22 protein-coding genes are annotated in these 23,756 nt (G+C 37.7%); 15 read left to right on the top strand and 7 right to left on the bottom strand.

Annotated features, from left to right (window positions below; translation table 11 throughout):
- Positions 1-43 precede the first annotated feature (43 nt).
- The 3 genes from HHL23_RS14620 to secG all read left to right on the top strand — a co-directional run bounded on the left by HHL23_RS14620 (position 44) and on the right by secG (position 3,944).
- Positions 44-1,357: a M16 family metallopeptidase gene (locus tag HHL23_RS14620; protein ID WP_169235532.1), complete on the top strand. Its 1,314-nt coding sequence runs from the start codon at positions 44-46 to the stop codon at positions 1,355-1,357.
- Positions 1,358-1,410: 53 nt separating this feature from the next.
- Entirely contained in the window at positions 1,411-3,456 is a 2,046-nt protein-coding gene (locus tag HHL23_RS14615) for a M16 family metallopeptidase (protein ID WP_169235531.1), read from the top strand.
- Positions 3,457-3,587: 131 nt separating this feature from the next.
- On the top strand, positions 3,588-3,944 hold the full coding sequence (secG, locus tag HHL23_RS14610) for a preprotein translocase subunit SecG (RefSeq protein WP_169235530.1): 357 nt from the start codon (positions 3,588-3,590) through the stop codon (positions 3,942-3,944).
- A gap of 51 nt (positions 3,945-3,995) precedes the next feature.
- Here the strand turns inward: secG and HHL23_RS14605 are convergent, their stop codons facing one another.
- Together HHL23_RS14605 and recR are read right to left on the bottom strand one after the other, a co-directional pair.
- Positions 3,996-4,829 carry a glycosyltransferase family 2 protein gene (locus HHL23_RS14605; protein WP_169235529.1) on the bottom strand — a complete coding sequence of 278 codons (834 nt, stop codon included), beginning with the start codon at positions 4,827-4,829 and terminating at the stop codon, positions 3,996-3,998.
- A 2-nt stretch (positions 4,830-4,831) separates the two neighbouring features.
- Entirely contained in the window at positions 4,832-5,443 is a 612-nt protein-coding gene (gene recR, locus HHL23_RS14600) for a recombination mediator RecR (RefSeq protein ID WP_169235528.1), read from the bottom strand.
- 335 nt (positions 5,444-5,778) lie between these two features.
- Between recR and HHL23_RS14595 the strand changes: the two genes are divergently transcribed.
- The 5 genes from HHL23_RS14595 (at position 5,779) to HHL23_RS14575 (ending at position 9,401) form a co-directional block, all read left to right on the top strand.
- Positions 5,779-6,384 carry an LURP-one-related/scramblase family protein gene (locus HHL23_RS14595; RefSeq protein WP_169235527.1) on the top strand — a complete coding sequence of 202 codons (606 nt, stop codon included), beginning with the start codon at positions 5,779-5,781 and terminating at the stop codon, positions 6,382-6,384.
- A 22-nt stretch (positions 6,385-6,406) separates the two neighbouring features.
- On the top strand, positions 6,407-6,898 hold the full coding sequence (locus HHL23_RS14590) for a hypothetical protein (protein WP_169235526.1): 492 nt from the start codon (positions 6,407-6,409) through the stop codon (positions 6,896-6,898).
- 109 nt (positions 6,899-7,007) lie between these two features.
- Positions 7,008-8,450 carry an aminoacyl-histidine dipeptidase gene (locus tag HHL23_RS14585; protein ID WP_169235525.1) on the top strand — a complete coding sequence of 481 codons (1,443 nt, stop codon included), beginning with the start codon at positions 7,008-7,010 and terminating at the stop codon, positions 8,448-8,450.
- 204 nt (positions 8,451-8,654) lie between these two features.
- Positions 8,655-9,236 carry an LOG family protein gene (locus HHL23_RS14580; protein ID WP_169235524.1) on the top strand — a complete coding sequence of 194 codons (582 nt, stop codon included), beginning with the start codon at positions 8,655-8,657 and terminating at the stop codon, positions 9,234-9,236.
- An 18-nt stretch (positions 9,237-9,254) separates the two neighbouring features.
- The gene (locus HHL23_RS14575; RefSeq protein WP_169235523.1) at positions 9,255-9,401 is read left to right on the top strand and encodes a hypothetical protein; all 147 of its coding nucleotides are present in this window, start codon (positions 9,255-9,257) and stop codon (positions 9,399-9,401) included.
- A gap of 107 nt (positions 9,402-9,508) precedes the next feature.
- On the opposite strand, the gene HHL23_RS14570 is transcribed toward HHL23_RS14575, so the two are convergent.
- Positions 9,509-9,838 carry a 2Fe-2S iron-sulfur cluster-binding family protein gene (locus HHL23_RS14570; protein ID WP_169235522.1) on the bottom strand — a complete coding sequence of 110 codons (330 nt, stop codon included), beginning with the start codon at positions 9,836-9,838 and terminating at the stop codon, positions 9,509-9,511.
- A 12-nt stretch (positions 9,839-9,850) separates the two neighbouring features.
- Positions 9,851-10,906, bottom strand: coding sequence for an NAD(P)/FAD-dependent oxidoreductase (locus tag HHL23_RS14565; RefSeq protein WP_047455067.1), 1,056 nt, complete (start codon positions 10,904-10,906; stop codon positions 9,851-9,853).
- A gap of 157 nt (positions 10,907-11,063) precedes the next feature.
- On the opposite strand from HHL23_RS14565, the gene HHL23_RS14560 reads away from it, so the two are divergent.
- Positions 11,064-11,834: a DUF3108 domain-containing protein gene (locus HHL23_RS14560; RefSeq protein WP_169235521.1), complete on the top strand. Its 771-nt coding sequence runs from the start codon at positions 11,064-11,066 to the stop codon at positions 11,832-11,834.
- 306 nt (positions 11,835-12,140) lie between these two features.
- On the opposite strand, the gene pheS is transcribed toward HHL23_RS14560, so the two are convergent.
- Positions 12,141-13,151 carry a phenylalanine--tRNA ligase subunit alpha gene (gene pheS, locus HHL23_RS14555; protein WP_073333455.1) on the bottom strand — a complete coding sequence of 337 codons (1,011 nt, stop codon included), beginning with the start codon at positions 13,149-13,151 and terminating at the stop codon, positions 12,141-12,143.
- 124 nt (positions 13,152-13,275) lie between these two features.
- Complete coding sequence (locus HHL23_RS14550) at positions 13,276-13,935, bottom strand: YceI family protein (protein ID WP_169235520.1); 660 nt, start codon at positions 13,933-13,935, stop codon at positions 13,276-13,278.
- A gap of 75 nt (positions 13,936-14,010) precedes the next feature.
- On the opposite strand from HHL23_RS14550, the gene HHL23_RS14545 reads away from it, so the two are divergent.
- A complete protein-coding gene (locus HHL23_RS14545) occupies positions 14,011-14,946 on the top strand; it encodes a sulfate/molybdate ABC transporter ATP-binding protein (protein WP_169235519.1) in 936 nt (311 codons plus the stop codon).
- Between the two features lie 326 nt (positions 14,947-15,272).
- Here HHL23_RS14545 and HHL23_RS14540 read toward each other — a convergent pair whose 3' ends face one another.
- Positions 15,273-15,617: a zinc ribbon domain-containing protein YjdM gene (locus HHL23_RS14540; protein WP_169235518.1), complete on the bottom strand. Its 345-nt coding sequence runs from the start codon at positions 15,615-15,617 to the stop codon at positions 15,273-15,275.
- 402 nt (positions 15,618-16,019) lie between these two features.
- Here HHL23_RS14540 and HHL23_RS14535 point away from each other — a divergent pair, with 402 nt between their 5' ends.
- From HHL23_RS14535 to HHL23_RS14515, 5 genes are all read left to right on the top strand, one after another.
- Positions 16,020-17,225, top strand: a complete 1,206-nt coding sequence (locus HHL23_RS14535) for an RsmB/NOP family class I SAM-dependent RNA methyltransferase (RefSeq protein WP_169235517.1) — start codon at positions 16,020-16,022, stop codon at positions 17,223-17,225.
- A gap of 187 nt (positions 17,226-17,412) precedes the next feature.
- A complete protein-coding gene (locus tag HHL23_RS14530) occupies positions 17,413-19,080 on the top strand; it encodes a GLPGLI family protein (RefSeq protein WP_169235516.1) in 1,668 nt (555 codons plus the stop codon).
- Positions 19,081-19,400: 320 nt separating this feature from the next.
- Positions 19,401-21,080 (top strand): asparagine synthase B, encoded by a 1,680-nt coding sequence (gene asnB / locus HHL23_RS14525; protein ID WP_169235515.1) that lies wholly within the window; start codon positions 19,401-19,403, stop codon positions 21,078-21,080.
- Positions 21,081-21,313: 233 nt separating this feature from the next.
- Complete coding sequence (locus tag HHL23_RS14520; protein WP_169235514.1) at positions 21,314-22,126, top strand: hypothetical protein; 813 nt, start codon at positions 21,314-21,316, stop codon at positions 22,124-22,126.
- Between the two features lie 141 nt (positions 22,127-22,267).
- Entirely contained in the window at positions 22,268-23,671 is a 1,404-nt protein-coding gene (locus tag HHL23_RS14515) for an MFS transporter (protein WP_169235513.1), read from the top strand.
- The last annotated feature ends 85 nt before the right edge of the window (positions 23,672-23,756 follow it).

Below are 23,756 nucleotides of genomic sequence, written 5' to 3'. Positions count from 1 at the left end.
CACCGTGTTTGCCCTACTAATTTATACAAACAATTTCTACTTTATGAAAAAGCGACTTCTTTCTGTGGCAGCAGCATCTTTCTTCGGAATGGTCCTGAATGCACAGCAAATTAAATTCGAAGAGTATGACCTGCCAAACGGCCTTCACGTAATTCTTCATCAGGATAATTCTGCACCGGTAGTGACTGCGGGTGTTATGTACCACGTAGGTGCAAAGGATGAAGTAAAGGGAAGAACAGGTTTTGCCCACTTCTTCGAACACCTTTTATTTGAAGGAACCCCCAACATCAAAAGAGGTGAATGGTTCAAGATAGTTTCTTCAAACGGAGGTCAAAATAACGCTAACACAACGAATGACCGAACGTATTATTATGAGACTTTCCCTTCCAACAATGAGCAGCTTGGTCTTTGGATGGAAGCTGAAAGAATGCGTCACGCTGTCATCAACCAGGTGGGCGTAGATACTCAGAGAGAGGTTGTAAAAGAGGAGAAAAGATTAAGAATGGACAACCAGCCTTATGGAAACCTTTTCCCTACTATTCAGAAAAATCTATTTACGAATCACCCATACAACTGGCCTACAATCGGCTCTATGGAAGATCTTAACTCTGCAAAACTGGAAGAGTTCCAGGCTTTCTATAAAAAATATTACGTTCCGAACAACGCTACATTAGTAGTGGCGGGAGATATCAAGCCTGAGCAGACTAAAAAATGGATTCAGGAATATTACGGAGGAATTCAAAAAGGAACGCTTTATCCAAAAGATTTCCCGAAAGATGCTCCTATCACTCAGGAAAAAGAAGTAACGGCTACGGATCCTAATATTCAGCTTCCGGCATATATTTTCGCGTACAGAACTCCGGCTAACAAAGAAAAAGACGCCTATGTTCTTGATATGCTTTCTTCTTACCTGAGCAATGGAAAATCTTCTGTTTTATACAAAAAATTAGTTGATCAGGATAAAAAAGCGCTTGCTGTACAGGCTTTCAACCAGGGTCTTGAAGATTACAGTATTTTCGCATTCTTTGCGATCCCAATGGGACAGACCACAAAACAGACTTTACAGGCTGACATTGATGCTGAAATCAAAAAGCTACAGACAGGTCTGATCTCTGAGGAGGACTATCAGAAACTTCAAAACCAGTATGAGAATCAGTTTGTGAATGCGAATTCAAGCATTCAGGGAATTGCAGCTTCACTGGCAACCAACCACGTATTGATGGGTAACACCAATTTGATCAATAAGGAAATTGACATCTACAGATCGATCACAAGACAGGATCTGCAGAACGCGGCTAAAAAGTATTTGAATTCCAATCAAAGAGTAATCATCAATTACGTTCCTGAAAAAAAGTAGTCATTTAAAACTTTCAGGTTTAAAAAATGATTATTAAAATTAAATTTTTACAAATGAAAAAGCAATTAATATATATAGCTGCAGCGTTTTTTTTCGCAGGAACGATTTCAGCACAAAAAATTGATCTTAACGCAATGCCGAAACCGGGACCTACTCCTGCGATCAACATTGCCAAACCAAAAACTTTCCAACTGAGCAACGGTCTTACGGTAATGGTTGTGGAAAACAATAAATTACCAAGAGTAAACACTACTCTTTCTATGGACAGACCTCCGTTCAACGAAGGAAGTGTAGTGGGAGTAAGCTCTATCATGGCTGAACAGTTCGAAAACGGAACAACGAATGTAAGTAAAGAGGATTTCAACAAAAAAGTAGATTATCTGGGCGCTAACCTAAGTTTTTCTTCCAATGGTGCTTTCGCGAACTCTCTTTCAAAATATTTCCCTGAAGTACTGGGTTTAATGGCAGACGCGATCATTAATCCAAAGTTCTCTGCGGAAGAAATCCAAAGTTCAAAGGAAAGAGCATTGGAAGGGTTAAAGGCTGATGAGAAAAATGCTTCTTCCATTGCTTCAAAGGTTTCCAATGCCTTAATGTATGGTAAAAATACATCAAGAGGAGAATTCGAGACGGTAGAATCTATCAACAAGATCCAGTTAGCTGACGTACAAAACGTTTATAAAAAATATTACGCTCCGGACAATGCTTATTTAGTGATTGTGGGAGATGTGAAATTCGATCAGGTAAAATCATTGGTTGAAAAAGCTTTCAGCGGATGGAAAAAGGCCAATACACCGATTGTTCCTCTAGAACCTTCTGCTAATGTTGCTACAACAGAGATTAACATTGTAGATGTACCTTCTGCTGTACAGTCTGTGGTTTCAGTGAACAACCTGAACAATCTTAAAATGAAAGATCCGAACTACTTCGCAGCTACCATGGCCAACTACATCTTAGGTGGTGGAGGTGAAGCGAGACTTTTCATGAATCTTCGTGAGAAAAACGGATTCACTTACGGAGCTTACTCCGACATGAGCGCTGATAAATATTCTTCTGATTTCTCCGCTAGTGCAAGTGTGAGAAATGAGGTTACGGATAAAGCGGTTAAGGAATTTATGAATGAACTTAATGCTATTACTACCGTAAAACCTGAAGAACTGGAAAATGCTAAAGCTAAGCTGAAAGGTTCTTTCATCATGTCTTTAGAGAAGCCTGAAACGATTGCAAAATTTGCTTTAAACCAAAAGGTTCAGGATTTACCTTCTGATTTCTATACCAATTACTTAAAATCAATTGATAAAGTAACTGCTGCAGATATTTCCAATGCTGCAAAAGCCAACATTTTACCCAACAAAAGCAGAATTTTCATCGCTGGTAAAGCGGCTGATATTTCTGAAGGACTGGAAAAATTAGGATACCCTGTAAAATATTTCGATAAGGAAGCCAATCCGGTAGCCAAACCAACTGCACAAAAAGTAGATGCTGCCGTGAATGTAGCATCTATTGCTGATAAATACATCAATGCCATCGGAGGAAAAGCGAATGTTGCTAAAATTTCATCTTTTGTCATGAATGCTTCTATGTCTATGCAGGGTCAGAATATTGATTTTAAAATCGCTAAGGCTCAAGGTGGTAAAGAGGCTACAACAGTAACGGCAATGGGACAGGTGGTTCAGAAACAGATTTTTGACGGTAAACAAGGATATTCTGAGCAAATGGGTCAGAAAGTTGAGATGAAACCAGAGCAGATCGCTGAAAAACTTAAAAATACTGAACTTTTTGAAGAACTTGGTTTTGCAAAATCTCAGGATTATAAAGTGGCCGGAATTGAAAAAATCGGTGGTGAGGATTCTTACGTCATTAAAGGGAAAGACACTACCTATTATTACAGCGTAAGCACAGGATTAAAAACAGGAGAAACGAAAACGGTAAAAGCACAGGGACAAGAAATCACAGTGCCTACAACGTTCTCTAATTATAAAGATGTCAATGGGGTGAAAATGCCATTTACCATCTCAATCAATCAAATGGGGATGGACATGACGATGAATGTAAAATCATACGACGTGAATCAGGTTAAAGATTCTGATTTTAAATAAGAATACTGTTTTTTACAGAAAAAACGGTAGCACTTGCTGCCGTTTTTATTTTTAATAACATTTACCATGATCTTCTTTGTCATTCGGTAAAAAAAGATTAAATTTGCCCATTCAAAAAGATATCAAAATTAATGGATACTATATTTATACTATTGATGGTTCTTGTTATGATCGCCAGCATCTTATTGGTAATCATCGTTATGGCTCAAAATCCTAAAGGAGGAGGCCTTTCCAGTACTTTCGGAGGTGCATCACCTGCACAGTTTGGGGTACAGAGAACCAATGATTTCATGGAAAAAGCAACATGGACTCTAGGCGCAGTAATCATCGTTCTTATTCTTATAAGCGTTGTCATCACTGGTAAGCCTACAACAACAGCTCCGGCACAGCAGCCAGTAAAGAAAGAAGCTCCGGCTCCTACTAAGCAATCTGCTCCAGCAGCTACTACAACGGCTCCGGCTCAGGTACCTGCAGCTCCGGCTAAATAATAACAGACCTATCTTATATAAAACAAAAGCAGTTCAAATTGAACTGCTTTTTTATTTTAGTTTGATCTTCTCAATCTTATGGCGGAGTTTCAATCCCGCTTTTAAAAATGAATACTGCACCGGTTTAGATTCTCTGTAATATTTATCGATAAAGATCTGCATGGCTCCATAAAACCGATCGAGATATACCTCATTTTTAATCGTACTTTCACCTTTATGGTGAAGAATGGAAGCAGCACCGTAATAATAATTTTTATAGCCGTTTCTCAACAGTGTATAGCACAGATCAATATCTTCCCCATACATAAAATACGTTTCATCAAGGCCCCCGATCTTCTCATAAATTTCTTTTTTAACCAATAAAAATGCTCCGGTAACAACCTCTACTTCTACCACAGCATTTTCATCAATATCACTCCTGTAGTAAGATTTTGAATTGCTTCTTTTAAAATTCGTAAATAATTTTTCAAAAGAATTGAACATATCCGGTACAGAACGTTTACTTTCCGGAAGAAAAACGCCTTCAGCATCATGCATCCTTACGCCCAGGCATCCGAAATCCGGTTTGGAATCGGCAAAATCCAGAATATCCTTCATATAGAACCCTTCCAGTTCGGTATCGGGATTTAGAAGAAGAACGTATTCTCCGGTTGTCGTTTTGATAGCTTTATTGTTGGCAATAGCAAAACCGTCATTATGCTCAGAGGCTATAAAATGTACTTTAGGGAATTCCGGAATAAGATCGCCCCAGGAAGCATCCGTAGATGCATTATCTATAACAATCACTTCATAATCCTCCCCTTCCGTATATTTCCGGATAGACAAAAGGCAGTTTCTCAACAGCTTGGTCACATTATAATTCACAATAATTACCGACAGCTTCATATTTAATCCTTTTCATTGTATGGTAACCGGTTCATAATAGATCTGCCCAAAGATACTTCATCTGCATATTCCAACTCATCTCCTACTGAAATTCCTCTGGCAATACTTGAAAAACTCACACTGAAGTTTTTAAATTTTTTATAAATATAATAGGCCGTTGTATCTCCTTCCATCGTAGCACTCAATGCAAAAATAAATTCCTTTACGCCACCCTGATTCACTTTTCTTTCAATACTTGGAATATTCAGCTGGTTCGGTCCCACGCCTTCCATTGGTGAAATCTTTCCTCCTAAGATCAGATATTTACCCGTAAACTTTCCTGTATTCTCGATAGCAATCACATCACGTACGTCTTCCACGATGCAGATCACCTCGCTGTTTCTTTTTTCATTACTGCAGATCTCACACACCTCAAAATCTGAAAAGTTATGACATTCTTTGCAGTATTTTATTTCGTTGACAAGGTTGATTAATGAGTTCCCTAGACTTACCGCTCTGGAACTGGGTTGTTTTAACAGATGTAATGCTAATCTTAAAGCTGTTTTTCTACCGATCCCGGGCAGTCCCGAAATTTCGTCTACGGCTTTTGCTAAAACTTTACTAGGATAATCCATAAGTACAAAAATAAGGAATATTGTTGAGAGTTGAAGGGGTTTATGAGTTGGAGAGTCGGAGAGTTTTAGCGTTGGGGAGTTATAAATTTCGGCATACTGTGGTACGAATTTGAAGGTTATAGAGTGAAATATAGGTTGGGAGTGAGAGGCTGCGAATCCGGAAATATTGAATGAAGGACAAATATCTGGTGATTGAGGCACTAGAAGCCACCAATACTCATGTCTGACATCTAAAAATCTTGACTCTTGATTCTTGGCTCTTGATTCCCATTTTTACCTCATCATTCTAAAAAAACCTCTATCTTTGGGGTTCTAATATGAAAAAAATAAACTAAATGGTACTTAAAAATCTAAACTATCCACTAGATTTCAAATTCAAAATCTCAACACTGGCAAGTGACTTCAATATTACTGACAAAAACGGAAGCTATGTAGCCTATGTACGTCAGAAAATGTTTAAACTGAAAGAAGATGTCGTTGTTTTCAATGACGAAAGCAAATCTAAGGAGCTTTTCAGAATCAAGGCCAACCAATGGATCGATTTCAATTCTTCTTATTCTCTAAGTGATCTTACCGACAACAAAAACTACGGGAGACTGGCAAGAAAAGGAATGCGTTCTCTCTGGAAATCTACGTATGACATCCTGGATTCAAACGACCAGCCCAAATTCACGGTTGCAGAGGATAATGCATGGACAAAGTTCTTTGATGGAATGGTGAGTGAGATTCCAATTATAGGGATGTTCACAGGATATTTTCTTAACCCGGCTTATACTGTAAGAGGTATCGACGGAAAAGAATATTTTAAACTTAAAAAAATGCCGTCTTTCTTTGGAAGAAGATTCCAGCTTGACAGAATGATCGATATTAATGACGAAGACGAAAGTTTGGTCATCTTATCATTATTAATGATGGTTCTTCTGGAAAGAGCAAGAGGCTAAAAAAAATAAAAAACAGCAGACAATGAAATATCTAATCATTTTCTTTTCAGCGTTTCTCTTGATCGCCTGTAAAAAAGATAAAGAAACCGTTCAAAGTTCTACTCCTACAGATTCTTTAAACCTGGTTAAAGATTCTGCAAAAACAGGAGCAACATCAGGAAAAGTACTGGTAGACATCATTCCGTTTCCAAAAGAGATCAAAGAATGTTCATGCTATTTTGCGAGAAACAAAGCAGAATTTGAAGCAGAGAAATATATCTATGCTGACGATGCCGGAAAAACTGCCTACATGAAACTTGACGGTAAAAGACAGGCCATGAACCTGATTTCATCAAGCGATATGGAAGTGGATGAAGAACTGAGCAAAGAGATTGAAAGCGACAACTACAAAATCTCTGTAAAAGGTAAAAAAATAAAACACGAAGAAGCTTTATTATTTGAAGGTACCCTGACGATTGAAAAACCGGACGGTACTGTAGAAACACTGCCTATTTACGGTGAATGTGGATGCTAGAAAAACAAAAGGATGATTTTACCTTTTTGTCTCCATACGATCTATAAAAAATGCTTCCGGATTCACGGAAGCATTTTTTATTTTGTAATTTTGATCAAAATAAAAGTTCATGGAATTATCTAATATAGAACCGCAGATTATCTGGAAGAATTTCTCCAAATTAAATGCAGTTCCAAGACCGTCTAAAAAAGAAGAAAGAGTGATTGCTTTCATCAAAGGATTTGGTGAAGATTTAGGGTTGGAAACCACCGTAGATGAAGTAGGAAATGTGATCATCAGAAAACCGGCTACTGCAGGTATGGAAAACCGTAAGTCTATCGTTCTTCAGTCGCATCTGGATATGGTATGCCAGAAAAACAGCGATACTCATTTTGATTTCGAAACTGAAGGGATCAAAATGGAGGTTGATGGAGACTGGGTAAAAGCAAAAGGAACTACTTTAGGTGCCGACAACGGTTTGGGAGTAGCAACCATCATGTCTATCCTTGAAAGTTCAGATATTCCGCACCCTGCTCTTGAAGCGCTTTTCACCATCGATGAAGAAACAGGGATGACGGGTGCTTTAGGTTTAAAGCCTGGACAGTTGACAGGAGAAATCCTATTAAACCTTGATACGGAAGAAGATGACGAGATCGACATCGGTTGTGCAGGAGGTGTAGATGTGACCATTACTCAAAATTATGGAACAGAAGCCGCGAAAGGACAAACGGTAAAAATTGAAGTGAAAGGACTTCAGGGGGGACATTCAGGAATGGACATCCACAAAGGTTTCGGAAACTCTAATATTATCTTAGGAAGACTTCTTTACAGCGGTTTAGACAAGCAGAATATCCAACTGATCTCTGTTGACGGAGGTGGATTAAGAAATGCTATTCCAAGAGAAGGTTCAGCGTTGGTTTCTGTAAGAAATGCTCAGGAATTTATTGAAGCGGCTACAGCTCTTAAAAAAGATATTTTAGAAGAATTTGCTACCGTTGAACCGGGTCTCCATATTAATATTGAAAACTCTACAACCTCTGATCAAGCTATTTCCGAGGAAGACTCAAAGAAGATTATTCTTACTTTAAAATCTCTTCACAATGGGGTTTACAGAATGAGTCCGGACGTAAAAGATCTTGTAGAAGCCTCTAATAATGTTGCGAGAGTAGAATTAAAAGACGGAGAGCTTAAAATTTTAAACCTGACAAGATCATCAGTAGATTCATCTAAGTATTCTGTGGCAGAACAGTTAAAATCTGTGGCAGAATTAGCCGGAATGAATGTTGAATTCAGTGGTTCTTATCCAGGATGGAAACCAAAACCTGGTTCTGAAATCGTACAGCTGATGGAGAAAATTTACACTGAAAAGTTTGGTGAAAAACCTCACGTGGTTGCTTGTCACGCAGGTTTAGAATGTGGAATCATCGGAGCGAACTATCCGGAAATGGAAATGGTAAGTTTCGGACCTACGATTAGAGGAGCGCACTCTCCGGATGAGAAAGCGAATATCCCTTCTGCTCAGAAGTTCTGGAGTTTCACTAAAGATATTTTAGCGAATATTCCTTTAAAATAAGAAGATAAAATTGTTATATTGAATATCCAAAGTCGTATGATTTTGGATATTTTTAATTTGAATCATTAAGATTTTTTAAGTCGTTAAGATCATTAAGAATTTACAGATATTAGGCTTAAAAATATCTTTGATATTTTACTTAACTTTCCTTAATAACTTCATTGGCCTCAATGGTTAAAAAATTATTTAATAAGATTTACAATCATGAAAAGTATAACAGTTTTCTGCGGCTCCAGTTTCGGTACAGATGACATTTTTAAAGAGCAGGCTTTCCTACTTGGACAAACATTAGCCCAACAGCGCATACAATTGATTTACGGCGGTGCAGATGCTGGTTTGATGGGAGCAGTTGCAGACGGAGCTTTAAGCGAAGGAGGAAAGGCCACGGGCGTGCTGCCCCACTTCCTGCAATCCAAAGAAATTGCCCATAAAAATCTCACCGAGCTTATCATCGTAGAAACGATGCACGAGAGAAAAACAAAGATGAATGATCTCTGCGACGGCGTAATCGTTCTTCCCGGCGGCTACGGAACCCTTGAAGAGTTTTTTGAAATGATCACCTGGGCACAGCTGGGACTTCATAAAAAACCAATTGGGATTCTGAATATTGACGGATTTTATGATGATTTAATAAGATTAGTTCAAACTATGGTTAATAAAGGATTTTTAAAGCAAGTGAATCGTGATATGCTTTTGATAAGTGGCAGCGTTGATGAGCTTTTGGAAAAAATGAGGAACTATCAGGCACCAAGTGTGGGGAAATGGATTTCGAAGGATAAAATTTAAGACTTTTATAGTTTTCATATGAATAACTACAACGTTAATAAGGAAATGACAGGAGGTACAGCCGTATTTGTAGGACTTTTTATTGTGGCATCACTATTTTTAAAACCAATAACAGCTGGTGGGGTTTATATAAAAATGAAGGTGATTTATATCTTAAAATTATAAAAGAGGATACTGTAATTGTTCACAAATGGTACTGATTACCTTATTCAATAACAAAACCGTCCGGAAATTTCCAGACGGTTTTTATATTAACTTAAATTAAATATATCCTAAGGATAAGGAGCAATGGCCACTTCAAGACCTTCCATAGCATCCATGATATGCAGCTGGCATCCCAGTCTGCTGTTCTCTTTTACATGAAAAGCTTCCGCCAGCATCGCATCTTCTTCATCTCCCATAGGCTCCAGGCCCGGATCATTGATCACATATACCTGACATGAGGCGCACATCGCCATTCCTCCACATACTCCAATGGTTCCCTCTTCTGCCAATTCATAAGAACGGATGATCTCCATCAGGTTCATAGACATATCTGTAGGCGCTACAACATCATGGGTTACCCCTTCCCGATCGGTGATCTTTATATTAATATCTGACATAATAATGCAAAATTAGTCAATTTTTTTCACAACTGCCTTTTCTGCTTCTTTACGGCTACCGTCAAATCCGTCTACACCGCTTACTGTCGTATATTTAAGTACAAATTTCTTACCCGGATTCAGTCTGTTGTAAACACTTTGACACATCAAAGTTGCTTCGTGGAAACCACAAAGGATCAGCTTCAATTTCCCCGGATAGGTATTGATATCTCCAATAGCATAGATTCCGTCGATGTTCGTTTGATAATCAAGCGCATTGTTGACTACGATGGCATTTTTCTCGATATTCAATCCCCAGTTCCCGATCTCACCCAATTTTGGAGTCAGTCCGAATAAAGGAATGAAATAATCTGTTTCAATATCGAAAGCTTCCTGGCCTTCAATTTCTACAGTGATCGCTTCAACCTTTCCGTCACCTTTGATTCCGGTAACTTCAGCGGGTGTAATTAATTTAATTTTCCCCTGGTTTTTAAGATCCTGAACTTTTTCCACTGAATCCAAAGCTCCTCTGAATTCGTTTCTTCTGTGGATCAAAGTTACTTCACTGGCAACATTGGAAAGGAAAACACTCCAGTCCAGCGCAGAATCCCCTCCTCCAGCGATTACTACTTTTTTATTTCTGAAATGCTCAGGTTCTTTAACGAAATATTCAAGACCTTTTTCCTCGTAATCAGCTACATTTTCGAAAGTAGGTTTTCTAGGTTCAAAAGTACCCAATCCGCCCGCAATCGCAATAGCTTTACATCTGTGAACAGTCCCTTTGTTGGTGATCACTTCAAACCATTCATCATCTACCTTGGTATAAGAAACTGCTGTTTCTCCCAAAGTGAATCCCGGCTGGAACTGTTTGATCTGCTCCATCAAATTATCTACTAATTCTCCTGCATTCACAGAAGGATATCCTGGAATATCGAAAATAGGTTTTTTAGGATAAAGCTCCGCTAGCTGTCCTCCTGGCTGTGGAAGTGCATCAATAATGTGACACTTCATTTTTAATAAACCTGCTTCAAAAACAGCAAAAAGCCCGGTAGGTCCGGCTCCTATGATCAATATATCAGTGGTTATCATAATAAAAAGATAATTTAATTATACATGTAACTGCAAATTTACTAATTTTAATGCGAAGCATATTTAATTGATTCTAAATAAAAACCTGAGATTTATCAAATCCTGGTCAATACATACGAATCTTAAATTTGGCAGTGTTTTTGTTAAATGTCATATCATGAAGAAAATTTTAAGCTTTTTTGCAATATTTACGTTCCTGCTGAGTTACGCTCAGATCGATAATATTGCTGATGGTGAATCTATTACATTCAGAATCCACTATGGAATCCTGAATGCCGGAACCGCCAATCTTACTACCAAAAAAACCACTTATATGGGTGCTCCCCACCTGTATGTGAAAGGGACAGGAAAAACTACAGGCGCAGTCAAAGCCTTCTTTAAAGTAGAAGATTTATATGAAAGCTTCATCAATACAGGAACCGGCCTGCCAAGCTTTTACGTTCGAAATGTACGTGAAGGAAGCTATCGCCAGCATTTTGAGACCGTTTTCAATCACGATAACCACACACTGATCTTAACCGATAAAAAAACGCCCGCCAACGGTTCAAAGGTGATCAAATCGGTAAAAGGAGTGCAGGATATGCTTTCCTGCTTCTATTACTTGAGAAGTAAAAGTACCAGCGAACTGAAAGTAGGAACCGTGATCAATATGAACGTATGGATCGACGATGAAATGTTCCCCTTTCAGCTGAAAGTAACAGGAACAGAAGATCTGAAAACCAAATTCGGTACCATCAACTGTCTGAAAATTATCCCGTCTGTAAAAAGCGGAAGGGTTTTTAAGGAAAAAGAAGGAGTAACGATGTGGGTAACCAATGATGCCAATCATATTCCTATGCTTTTACAGGCTGAATTAGCCGTAGGTTCATTGAAAGCGAGTATCGAAGATCTTAAAAATGTAAAATACCCTTTAAAATATATTAAGTAAAAAGCGATCAGTCTTTTTAGCTTAAAAAAAATGGCAGCAAAAATTTTTGCCGCCATTTTTTTAGTTCCGGATGTAATACATTGTCATTACTGATTGTCTTAATTATAACAGCAGGCATAAAGACTGATAAAGGTTGTAAACGCTTCGACTCCGCTCAGCGTGACATGATCAGTATTTATGATGTACTGCGCTATCAATAAGACAATACACGTTGTAATTTTTCAATAGAATCGTTTTTAATTACGTTTTGTTTCTTAGGTCAGTAATTAAAAACAAAAACCTCCGGAAATTCCGGAGGTTTAATTTTTATAGTGATTTAAACTGTTCTAAAGTTCTGATATCATTTTCGAAGAACATTCTGATGTCGCTCATCTGGTAAAGAAGCATTGTGATTCTTTCAATACCCATTCCGAAAGCGTATCCTGAATATTTCTCAGCATCGATATTCACATTTTTCAAAACGGCAGGATCTACCATTCCACAACCCATGATCTCCAGCCATCCCGTTCCTTTTGTGATTCTGTAGTCGGTTTCAGAGTTCAGTCCCCAGTATACATCAATTTCAGCACTAGGCTCTGTAAAAGGGAAATAAGAAGGTCTCATTCTGATCTTGGATTTTCCGAAAAGTTCCGTTGTAAAGAACTGAATCGTCTGCTTAAGATCTGCAAAACTTACATTTTCATCAATATACAAACCTTCAATCTGATGGAATATACAGTGTGAACGTGAAGAAATAGCCTCATTTCGGAATACTCTTCCCGGAGAAAGAATTCTGATCGGCGGCTGATTTTCTTCCATATAACGGATCTGTACAGAAGAAGTGTGTGTTCTTAAAAGGATATCAGGGTTCTGTTCAATAAAGAATGTATCCTGCATATCTCTTGCCGGGTGGTACTCAGGAAGATTAAGAGCCGTAAAGTTGTGCCAGTCATCCTCTATTTCCGGACCATCGGCTACTGCAAAACCAATTGATTTGAAAATTTCAATGATCCTGTTTTTCACCAGATTGATCGGGTGTCTTGACCCCAGATCCAATGGAAAAGCCGGTCTTGTAAGATCTTCTTTTTCGGTGATAATAGCAGACTGGGAAGAGTCTTTAAGATTCTCCAGTTTTCCCGCAACGGCTTGCTTCAAAGAATTGATCTTCTGTCCGAATTCTTTTTTCTGGTCGTTTGGAACTTCTTTAAATTTTTCAAAAAAATCGTTCAGAACACCTTTTTTACCATTATACTTAATTCGGAAGTTTTCAATTTCCTCTTTAGACGTAGCATTGAAGCTGTTTACTTCGGTAAGTAGTTCTTCTATCTTTTCTATCATTGTTTTACCCTTTCAAAATGTTTTGCAAAAATACGTTTTTTAAGTTTAATAATGAATCTGTGATAAAAAAATCTGCCCCTTTGGGAGGCAGACTTCAATCACTTATTTCACTTAAATAAAAAAATTATTTCTTTTCTAAAGCTTTAACGTTGATCTGAAGAGTTACCTCATCCTTGATTACCCCGTTTTCAGCAGGAGCCTGGAACTTCACACCAAACTCTTCTCTTTTAATATCTTTGGGCTCAGTAGCTACACTTACTTCTCCGTCTTTTACAGAAACATTAGCCTTAAACTGAACTGGTTTTGAAATCCCTTTGATCGTTAAATTACCATCAAGAAGGGTATTATAATCTCCTTCTATAGCTGGTGTTACCTTTGTAATTTCAAACGAAGCTGTAGGAAATTTTTCCACTTCAAAGAAATCACCGCTCTTAAGATGGCCATTCAGTTTTCCTAACTGATCCGCATCATCCTTTAGATCTACAGACGTCAAAGAACTCATGTCCGCAACAAATTTTCCGCTTTCAAGCTTTCCTTCTTTTACCGTTACATCACCACTTTCAAACTTAATGGTTCCGAAATGGCTTGTGCTTTCAGACTTGAATACTTTATATCCTTTCCACTCCACTTTACTGTTCAGCGTATCCAGTGTATACTGGTTCCCATCTTTTGTAGTTACTACTTCATTGCTTTCGCTGGTAACAGGTTTGTCTTTTTTACAAGAAACCACTACCGCTGCCACAAATAAAGCAGGAATAGCTAAAGAAAACAGTTTTTTTCTCATTTTTGATATATTTTTATTACTTCTGCTAATATAATAAAAAATTTTATTTTTTCATAAAAACCTTACATTTGTATTATGCTTTTAGAAATAAACAATTTATATTTTTCCCATACCAAAGATAACTCCCTGTTTCAGAACCTTAATCTGGGTTTTGAGGAAGGCAGAATCATTGCACTGGCAGGAGAAAGCGGATGTGGAAAATCTACAATGCTTAACCTGATTTATGGGCTTTTGGACTGGGAAAGTGGTGAAATTGTTTTTAACGGAAAAAAGCTTTTGGGGCCCAAAGGAAATATTGTTCCCGGAGAAGCTGAGATGAAACTGGTGGCCCAGAATTTTGATCTGATGCCTTACGCCACCGTTGCCGAAAATGTAGGGAAATTTATTTCCAATATCAATTTGGCTCAAAAAAAAGAAACTGTCATGGAGCTTCTGGAAGTGGTAGGACTTCAGGAATTTGCCCATATTCTTCCTAAATATTTAAGCGGAGGCCAGCAGCAGCGGGTTGCCATTGCCAGGGCCCTTTCTGTACTGCCTAAACTGCTTATTTTAGACGAACCTTTCAGTAATCTGGATTTTCCAAGAAAAATAGAACTTCGTGAAAGACTGTTCAGGTATGTGAAACAACATCAGATTTCCCTGATCATTTCTACCCATGAACTTCAGGATATCATGCCATGGCTTGACCAGATCGTTATTTTGAAGGATGGAAGACTGATTCAGAACGACAGTCCCGAGGAAACTTACAGACGGCCTTATAATTTTTATGTAGCCAAACTTTTCGGGGAAGTTAATATTTTCAGTGAAGACGAAAAAGCGGAATTTCAGCTTTCCAAATTTTCATACTATCCTAAAGAAATAAAAATTTCAAATGATGGTATTGAAGCCGAACTTCTCGAAAGCAGGTTTGCCGGAAACCATTACTGGAATAAAATCAAGATTCTGAATAAAGAGATTATTGTCTATACAGATGAAAAAGTGGAAGGAAATATTAAGATTTCGTTTGTTTAAACAACAGCAACTTTCTTTACCATCATTCACCTACTTCAGTGAATCTCTCTTCCGACACTTATCATAACTCCTACATTTCCTTATACTTATTGTTAATATGTGGATAAAAAAAAGCACAAATCTAAGAAGCCGTTTAAAACTTTTACTTACATTTGTACTTCCACAGCATAAGGAAATTTTTGGTTAATTCTCTTTCTGCCCTGAGACGGACATTAGCACTTCCCTGCAATTAAGTCTTTGAAAGATTACACTGTCCAATCTTTTCCTTTTTTTTATTTTTTTACTGTAAGCACTACCAGCATTTCTAAGCCGATTGCCAAAAGCGATTAAGCCTTCTTTACAAATTCTGATTTCAAGGCCATAGAACCGAAACCATCAATTTTACAGTCAATATTATGATCACTGTCTGGTCTCAGACGGATGTTTTTAACTTTAGTCCCCGCTTTTACCGGTTTTGGAGCACCTTTTACAGGAAGATCCTTAATAACAACCACAGAATCCCCATCCAAAAGCTCATTCCCGTTTGAATCCAGGATTTTCCCTTCATTAGACGTTTCAGCAGCCGTTTCTTCAGGACTCCATTCATAGAAACATTGAGAACAGGTCATCATATCGTCGCTCGGGTAAGTAAACTCAGAGCTGCATTTCGGACAAAGTACAGTATCACTCATATTTTTGATTTTTGCAAAGGTAGGATTTTTGTTTTAGATGTCAGATTTCAGACACGAGACTTACTAAGATTGAAATTGGAAACGTCAATGGTAAATTTTGCTTCGCAAGTGAAAGGTGAGACTAGAATCAAGAACCAAGAATCAAGATTTTTAAAGGCCAGATATTAGACATCAGATTTCAGACATGAGATTTGAGACTTTTAGTATATTGATTCAATAATTACTAACTATTTGGAGTAGAAAACATTCATAATTAACGCTGAACTCATTCACTCTAAAACTCTAGTACTCTCAAACTCTACGATCTCGCATCCTGAAACACTCAAACCCCGAAACTCGAATCCCTTCTCAACTCTCAACTATAATTCGTACTTTTGCAGATTCAAACAGCGAAGCAAATTTATGGAACTTATTCACAGAAACTTAGCGATCGGAATTCACGATGCTTTACAGGAAACATTTTTCGAGAAAAACAAATATGCCGATAAGGTAATCGAAAGACTTTTAAAAGCCCACAGAAAATGGGGAAGCCAGGACAGAGCCGTTGTTTCTGAGATTTTCTATAATATTATCCGCTGGAAAAAACGTCTTGAGTACTATATGGGTGAAGGGGTAAAACCTACCAATATTTACAAACTAATCATCGCCTATTTGCTTTGGAGCAAGACCAATTATAAAAAGTTTGAAGAATTCGACGGAATTAAAATCGCTGATATTCTTACCAAGCTTAAAAAGAATACAGTTCCTACAAAGGCTATTGAACATTCTATTCCTGAGTGGCTGGCTGAAACTTTAGAAAAAGAACTAGGTCCAGGTTGGGAAAAAGAAATGCGTGCTTTAAATGAGCAGGCTCCAACTGTTCTAAGAGCAAACAGACTGAAAACAAGTCCAAAAGAACTTATTTCTGATCTTTCTGATGAGGGTGTAGTAGCTTATACTGTGAGAGACTATCCGGATGCTGTACAGCTTGAGGAAAAGAAGAACGTTTTTCTTACCACAGCTTTTAAAGAAGGTTTATTTGAAGTTCAGGATGGTTCTTCACAGAAAATAGGATATTTCCTTGATGTAAAAGAAGGACAAAGAGTGGTAGATGCATGTGCAGGAGCAGGTGGAAAAACACTTCACTTGGCTGCATTGATGGGAAATAAAGGACAAATCATAGCTTTAGATATCTTCGAATGGAAACTTGCTGAGCTGAAGCGTCGTGCAAAAAGAGCGGGAGCGCACAATATTGAGCCCCGAATGATTTCTGACAACAAAGTAATCAAACGTCTTTATGATAAAGCGGACCGACTTCTGATTGACGCACCTTGTTCAGGACTTGGTGTTTTAAAAAGAAATCCGGACAGTAAATGGAAAATTGACCAGGATTTCATCGACAGAATCAAAAAAGAACAACAACAAATTCTTCAGGATTATTCCAAAATGGTGAAAGTAGGTGGAAAATTGGTCTATGCTACCTGTTCTATCTTACCATCTGAAAACAATTTACAAGTGGAAGAATTCCTGAAAAACAACGAAGGCTTTAAGTTAGTTAAAGATGACAAAGTAATGCCAAGCCAGGGTTACGATGGATTCTATATGGCTTTGATCGAAAGAGTTTCTTAATCAGACATCGACATAAAAATATACAGCTGCCCTATCTTAGGGCAGCTTTTTTTGTTAAAAAATGGTAACCCAATATAATTTTTTAATATTATAAGATTGTATGTAACATCTTTATTACTAATCCCTACTTATATTAAAATCTATATAAACTGATCACAGATATTATCTTTGCAGAAAACCTGTACCTATGTATAAAAAAACTCTATTCAACTTCCTTGCCTTATTTGTATGCTGTCTCTCATATGCACAAACCTATGAAGTTCAATACACCAGTTCCTCCAATGGAAAAGTTCTTACTGAGCAGTCTCCTACTCTTGTCTGGGCAGATGGCAAAGAAAATTTTATTCTGAATAATACAATCCGGGAACAGAAAAGTGATTATCCGTTTGAGATCACCAAAGTTGAAAAGCCTTCTAATACAATTGTTTCTTATGCTTTTCTCAAGCCGGGAGAAGTCATTTCTTCTTCAGATACAGAATCCATAGGAAAGCAGAGCTTTGAATTAACTAACGAAACAAAAAAAATATTAGGCTACCATTGTAAAAAAGCAGTCACTAAAATCAATTCTAATACGATAGAGGTTTGGTATACCAATGATTTAAAGATTAATGGCGGACCTTCTGTTTTGGGGCAAAATTTAGGATTTGTTTTAGAAATTGAAAGAAATAAAAATTCACTGATCACAGCCAGCTCAATCAAAAAGGTTAAAAAAACAGAGATTGATCAGATTATAAAAGGTTCCGTATCATCTACCGACCTGTTGGGCTACAAAGATCTTCTTTGGAAAAGCCGTTTTACCACTTTGAAGGTTTTCGAAAATGAAACGATCAATTTTTCAGAGGAATCAAAATCAACTGAGACCGTTAAAAAGTTTGCTAATGGAACCATTATCCTAAAAAAAATAAAATTCCCTGCAATTAAAGAAGGCGTAAATATTTTTGTTGAAGTTAAACAACAATCCAATGGTGATGCCTACGATAGAACGGGAACCGTATTCTTTATTCCTCAGGATAAAGCTTCTTCTTTTTTTGACGGACTTGAAAAAGGTGCTAAAACACTTCCTGTTTATCACAACGGAAACGGAAAGCAATATTACGGGGTAACAGCTACTGAAAATTACAGTCCTGCTGTAGAAATGATACGCTTTTTTACCGCTTTCGGAATTCAGAAATTCAATCATATCCAATTGAAAGGAAAAGACTGGCAGACCATTAGCCCCTACCGTCAGGATATTACAGAACTAAAACCTTCTCTTTCTGAAAAGGAACTTTGGGTTGGAGCTTTCATCGGAAATTACGACAAAGGCGGCCATAAAGTGAGCCTTGAGATCACCATTCATAAAAGTGACCAGACTGTTTACAAAAACAATACGGCTATTCCTCTTTTCAATACTTTAAATATTATGGAAATGGCCGGTCAGGATTATTCAACCATGTTCAATCATGATAAAGGTCTTTTTGTAGAGTTTACGTTAAAAATGGATCTGAAAAATGCTCAACTGAGATACATCACCACCGGACACGGAGGCTGGGAAAACGGGGATGAATTTGTTCCTAAAACCAATTCTATATTCCTTGATGGAAAGATAGCCTATTCTTTCGTTCCATGGAGATCAGATTGTGGCTCATACCGACTTTACAACCCTGCATCGGGGAATTTTCCGGACGGGCTTTCTTCATCAGACCTCAGCAGATCAAACTGGTGTCCCGGGACTGTTACAAACCCTAACTTCATTCCTCTCGGAGATCTGAAAGCCGGAAAACACACCATACAGATAAAGATCCCTCAGGGGGCTTCGGAAGGCACAAGTTTCAGTTCATGGAATGTTTCAGGTGTTCTGTTAGGCTCCCAATAAAACAAAACCTTCTTGCAAAGAGAATTGCAAGAAGGTAAAAACACAAATGATGAAAAAAAATTATTTCGAGCCACAAAGTAAGGGCTAAAATTCAGATAATAAATTACCATATATTAAGTATTATTTCATTTTAATTTTGTATAGAATAATAAACACCTGTATGGCCCGGCGAAAAAAATCAATTAAATACGCAATAATTGGCTCGAATAGTTAATTTTATTCATTAAAATAAATTATTAAATTAAAAATATTAATTTTTATTGATTTTTTATTGTTATTTTTAAACATCAAAGCTAATTTTGCTTCAAATAAGTAACAATATGTGTGGAATAGTATGTTTGTTTGACGCCAAACAAAAGACTGAAATATTAAGACCTCAGGTCTTAGAAATGTCAAAAAAAATCCGTCACCGTGGTCCCGACTGGAGCGGTGTATTTCAGGATGACAAAGTAGTATTTTCTCATGAAAGGTTGGCTATCGTAGATCCTACTTCAGGAAAACAGCCTTTATTCACCAAGGACGAAAAAGTAGTTCTTGCCGTGAACGGAGAGATCTATAACCATAAAGAACTAAAAGAAGAATTTCCTGATTTTGAATTTCAAACTCAATCAGATTGCGAAGTGATCCTGGCGCTGTACGGAAAATACGGAAAAGATTTCATTGAAAAACTGAACGGAATTTTCGCATTTGCCCTTTACGATATAGAAAAAGGAATTTATCTTATCACCCGTGACCATATGGGAATCTGCCCTCTTTATCAGGGATGGGATAAGAACGGAAACTTCTACGTTGCTTCTGAATTAAAAGCATTGGAAGGCATTTGCAAAACGATTGAAACATTCCTTCCGGGACATCTTTTATACAGTCCGGATGGACCGGAACTTCAACAGTGGTATAAAAGAGATTGGGAAAGCTTTGACAATGTAAAAGACAACGAAACCGATATTGCCCAAATAAGAAAAGGTCTTGAAGACGCAGTTCACAGACAACTGATGAGCGACGTTCCTTATGGCGTTCTCCTTTCCGGGGGATTGGATTCATCTGTCATCTCAGCAGTGACTGCAAAATTTGCAAGACAGAGAGTTGAAAGCGGAGATACCCAGGAAGCCTGGTACCCGAGACTTCACAGTTTCGCGGTAGGACTGGTAGGATCTCCTGACCTGTCCGCAGCAAGAAAAGCAGCAGACCATATCGGATCCGTTCATCATGAAGTTAATTTTACCGTTCAGGAAGGACTGGATGCTGTACGTGACGTGATCTATCATCTGGAAACTTACGATGTAACAACCATCAGAGCTTCTACGCCAATGTATCTTTTGGCAAGAGTGATCAAATCCATGGGAATCAAAATGGTTCTTTCAGGAGAAGGTGCAGATGAGCTGTTCGGAGGATACCTGTATTTCCATAAGGCTCCGAACGCGAAAGAATTCCACAATGAGACGGTAAGAAAATTAGGCAAGCTTCATTTATATGACTGTTTAAGGGCCAATAAAGCATTGATGAGCTGGGGAATAGAAGGAAGAGTCCCTTTCCTGGATAAAGAATTCATGGACATTGCCATGAATGTGAACCCAAAAGACAAAATGATCAACGTTGCAGAAGGAAAAATAGAAAAATGGGTATTAAGAAAAGCATTTGAAGATGTTCTTCCGGAATCTATTGTCTGGAGACAGAAGGAACAGTTTTCAGACGGTGTGGGATATTCATGGATCGATACCTTAAAAGAAGTTGCTGAAAAAGAAGTGACTGATGAAATGATGACGAACGCAAGATTCAGATTCCCGTTGAACACTCCTCAAAACAAAGAAGAATACCGTTACAGAACAATTTTTGAAACGCATTTCCCAAGTGAAACTGCAGCAGCAACAGTTCCTTCGGTACCTTCTGTAGCCTGCTCCACGCCTATCGCCCTAGAATGGGATGAAGCTTTCAAAAAAATGAACGACCCAAGTGGAAGAGCGGTGAAAGTGCATGAAACATCATATGGAAGTGAAGCATAAATGATAAGTGAAAAGTGATGAGTGAAGAATATCCATTCTGAAATTTACTCTGTAATTTCTCGCCTCTATCTTCTGATCTTTAGTTTCCGACACTGAAAATTTTATCAATCCTGTAGCCATACAGGATTTTCTTTTGAATAAACGTTAATAATATAATATAATTTAACTGACAATCAAAAATAATATCCAAGAAATAATTATATTTGGACAACGAAAATATCAATTATAAAAAAATGAGAAGAAATCTTACTGTTTTATTTGCCTTACTATCCTTCAGTTTTGCTTTCGGACAGGGAAAATATGGCAAATACTTAAATTCAAAAAAGCTTGCTTTATCTTATAAGACTGTAAAAGATCAGGATAAGGACGACTATTATCAGCAGTTCTACTGGCTGGTAAAAGCGGAGCAGCTTAAAACGTATCCTCACCTTAAAGATGTAAAACCTATTGTTTTATATGAGTTCGTGAAAAAAGTAAATCCTCAGAATCCTACCAAAAAATTGGATGACAGAGGAAAAGAACTTAGAGCAACGGCAGAATTATCTTTAAATCAATATTTTAAGAATAAAAAATTCGAAAACAATTCGGTTTTAATGTACAATCTTGAAACCTATGTGGATCCATCCAAAGGACAGTTCTATACAAAAGTAGATCCTGAAAAGATCAAGGAGCTGGTTCCTAAGGAATTATTCGCCTTCAATTCTTTAAACAGAAATTTAGGAGAAGAAAAAACCTATTATTTATGGATCAACAAGAAAAAAGACGATTTAAATATTATAGACATCATTCCTAACGAAAAAGAAGACAAAGATTTTTACGTAAGGTTAAAACAGTATCTTCCAAGCTATAAGTTTTCTAAATATGTTCCGACGGTGAAAAAAGGGAACAAATCAGACAAAACGGATGTTGATTATTATTACATCATGCCATTCGAACAGAACACTGATAACATCGAGTACAAAACAAAAGATTTCAAAACGTTCATCTTAAGCCAGTACAGAAAAGCCGGCAACGAATGGAAGGGAGTAGAAAAACCTAGAAAATAAATTGAAAAGTCCTGTGAAAATTCACAGGACTTTTTTAATTTTATATGAAATTCTTTATCTAAGAATCAGACTGTTTAAAAAACAGGAATTTCTTACCCTATAAATAAATCTGAAAATCATTGGATTTCCAGTCTACAACGAATGATAGAAACAAGCCCGCAACAAACCTCTGTAAAAAAAATACTTCCATTAATTCTGGCCACAGCTATTTTTATGCAGATGCTGGATTCCACGATCCTGAATACTTCCCTGCCCTCTATTGCCAGAGACCTTCATGAATCTCCGCTCAATATGCAGAATGCCATCATCAGCTATGTTCTGACCCTGGCCGTCTTCATGCCTGCAAGCGGTTTTCTGGCAGACCGGTTTGGGACGAAAAAAGTATTCATTTTTGCACTGCTCCTTTTCAGTTTAGGCTCACTGTTCTGTTCCATGTCGCAGAATCTTACCCACCTGGTTATTTCCAGAGTCATTCAGGGCGTCGGAGGAAGTTTGATGACTCCTGTTGGAAAACTTGCATTGATCAAGACTTTTGACAAAAGTGAATTACTGAAAGCGATGAACTTCGCCATTATCCCGGCACTGATTGGACCCGTACTCGGTCCGCTGGTCGGCGGTTATATGGTAGATTATCTTTCATGGCACTGGATTTTCCTCATCAATATTCCGATCGGAGTTTTAGGAATTATTTTAGGATTTAAATATATGCCCGATTACAAATCCACCGATGTTGATTTCGATTTAAAAGGATTTTTAATTTTTGCAGCCGCATCACTTCTGCTCTCCATTTCACTGGAGCTTTTCGGAGATATGCAGAACATTAGCCCGGTCCTTTTTGTATTTATTCTTGGTTTTTTATTCCTTTACTATTATTATAAGCATGCAAAAAGAGGAGGAAATCCTATTTTCCCGTTAGATCTTTTTCAGGTAAGAACTTTCCGTGTAGGCATCGTTGGAAACCTGGCCACCAGATTAGGAATCAGCTCTGTTCCCCTATTGCTTCCATTAATGATCCAGATTGCTTACAAACAGTCGGCAGTGACTTCCGGATGGATCATTGCTCCCATGGCTCTCACCGCTATATTCGGGAAGTCATCCGTTATTAAAATTTTAGATAGATATGGTTACCGACAGACCTTAATGGTGAATACCTTCATCATTGGAACCCTGATCTGCCTTCTTGCCATTCCCAATATTCATACCTCTTTATACTGGTTCGTCCCAATTATTGCCATACTGGGCTTTTTCAACTCTATCCAGTTTACTTCGATGAATACGATTTCCATTGCAGATCTGAGAAACTTCCAAACCAGCAGCGGGAATTCACTGATCTCAGTTAACCAACAATTGGCGATCGGTTTCGGAATTGCTTTCGGGCTTATTGTTTTAAAATTATTTGAAAATTCCAATATGATCGAAGGTGAAATTCATAATGCCTTCCGCTACACCTTCCTCACCGTAGGAATATTAACCATTATCTCAGGTTTTGTTTTCAGAAGACTTCATATTTCGGATGGTAAGAACATGAAATCTAAGGAAGATTAAGACGGAATCTTCTTTCGCCATTTTTCCCTTTTACGAACTTAACACAGATCAATGCATCTGACTCTTCTCTACCGTACTTTTGTTA

It is taken from the genome of Chryseobacterium antibioticum (genome assembly GCF_012927325.1).
Taxonomy (GTDB): domain Bacteria; phylum Bacteroidota; class Bacteroidia; order Flavobacteriales; family Weeksellaceae; genus Chryseobacterium; species Chryseobacterium antibioticum.
This window is presented reverse-complemented; position numbering and strand designations above follow the sequence as displayed.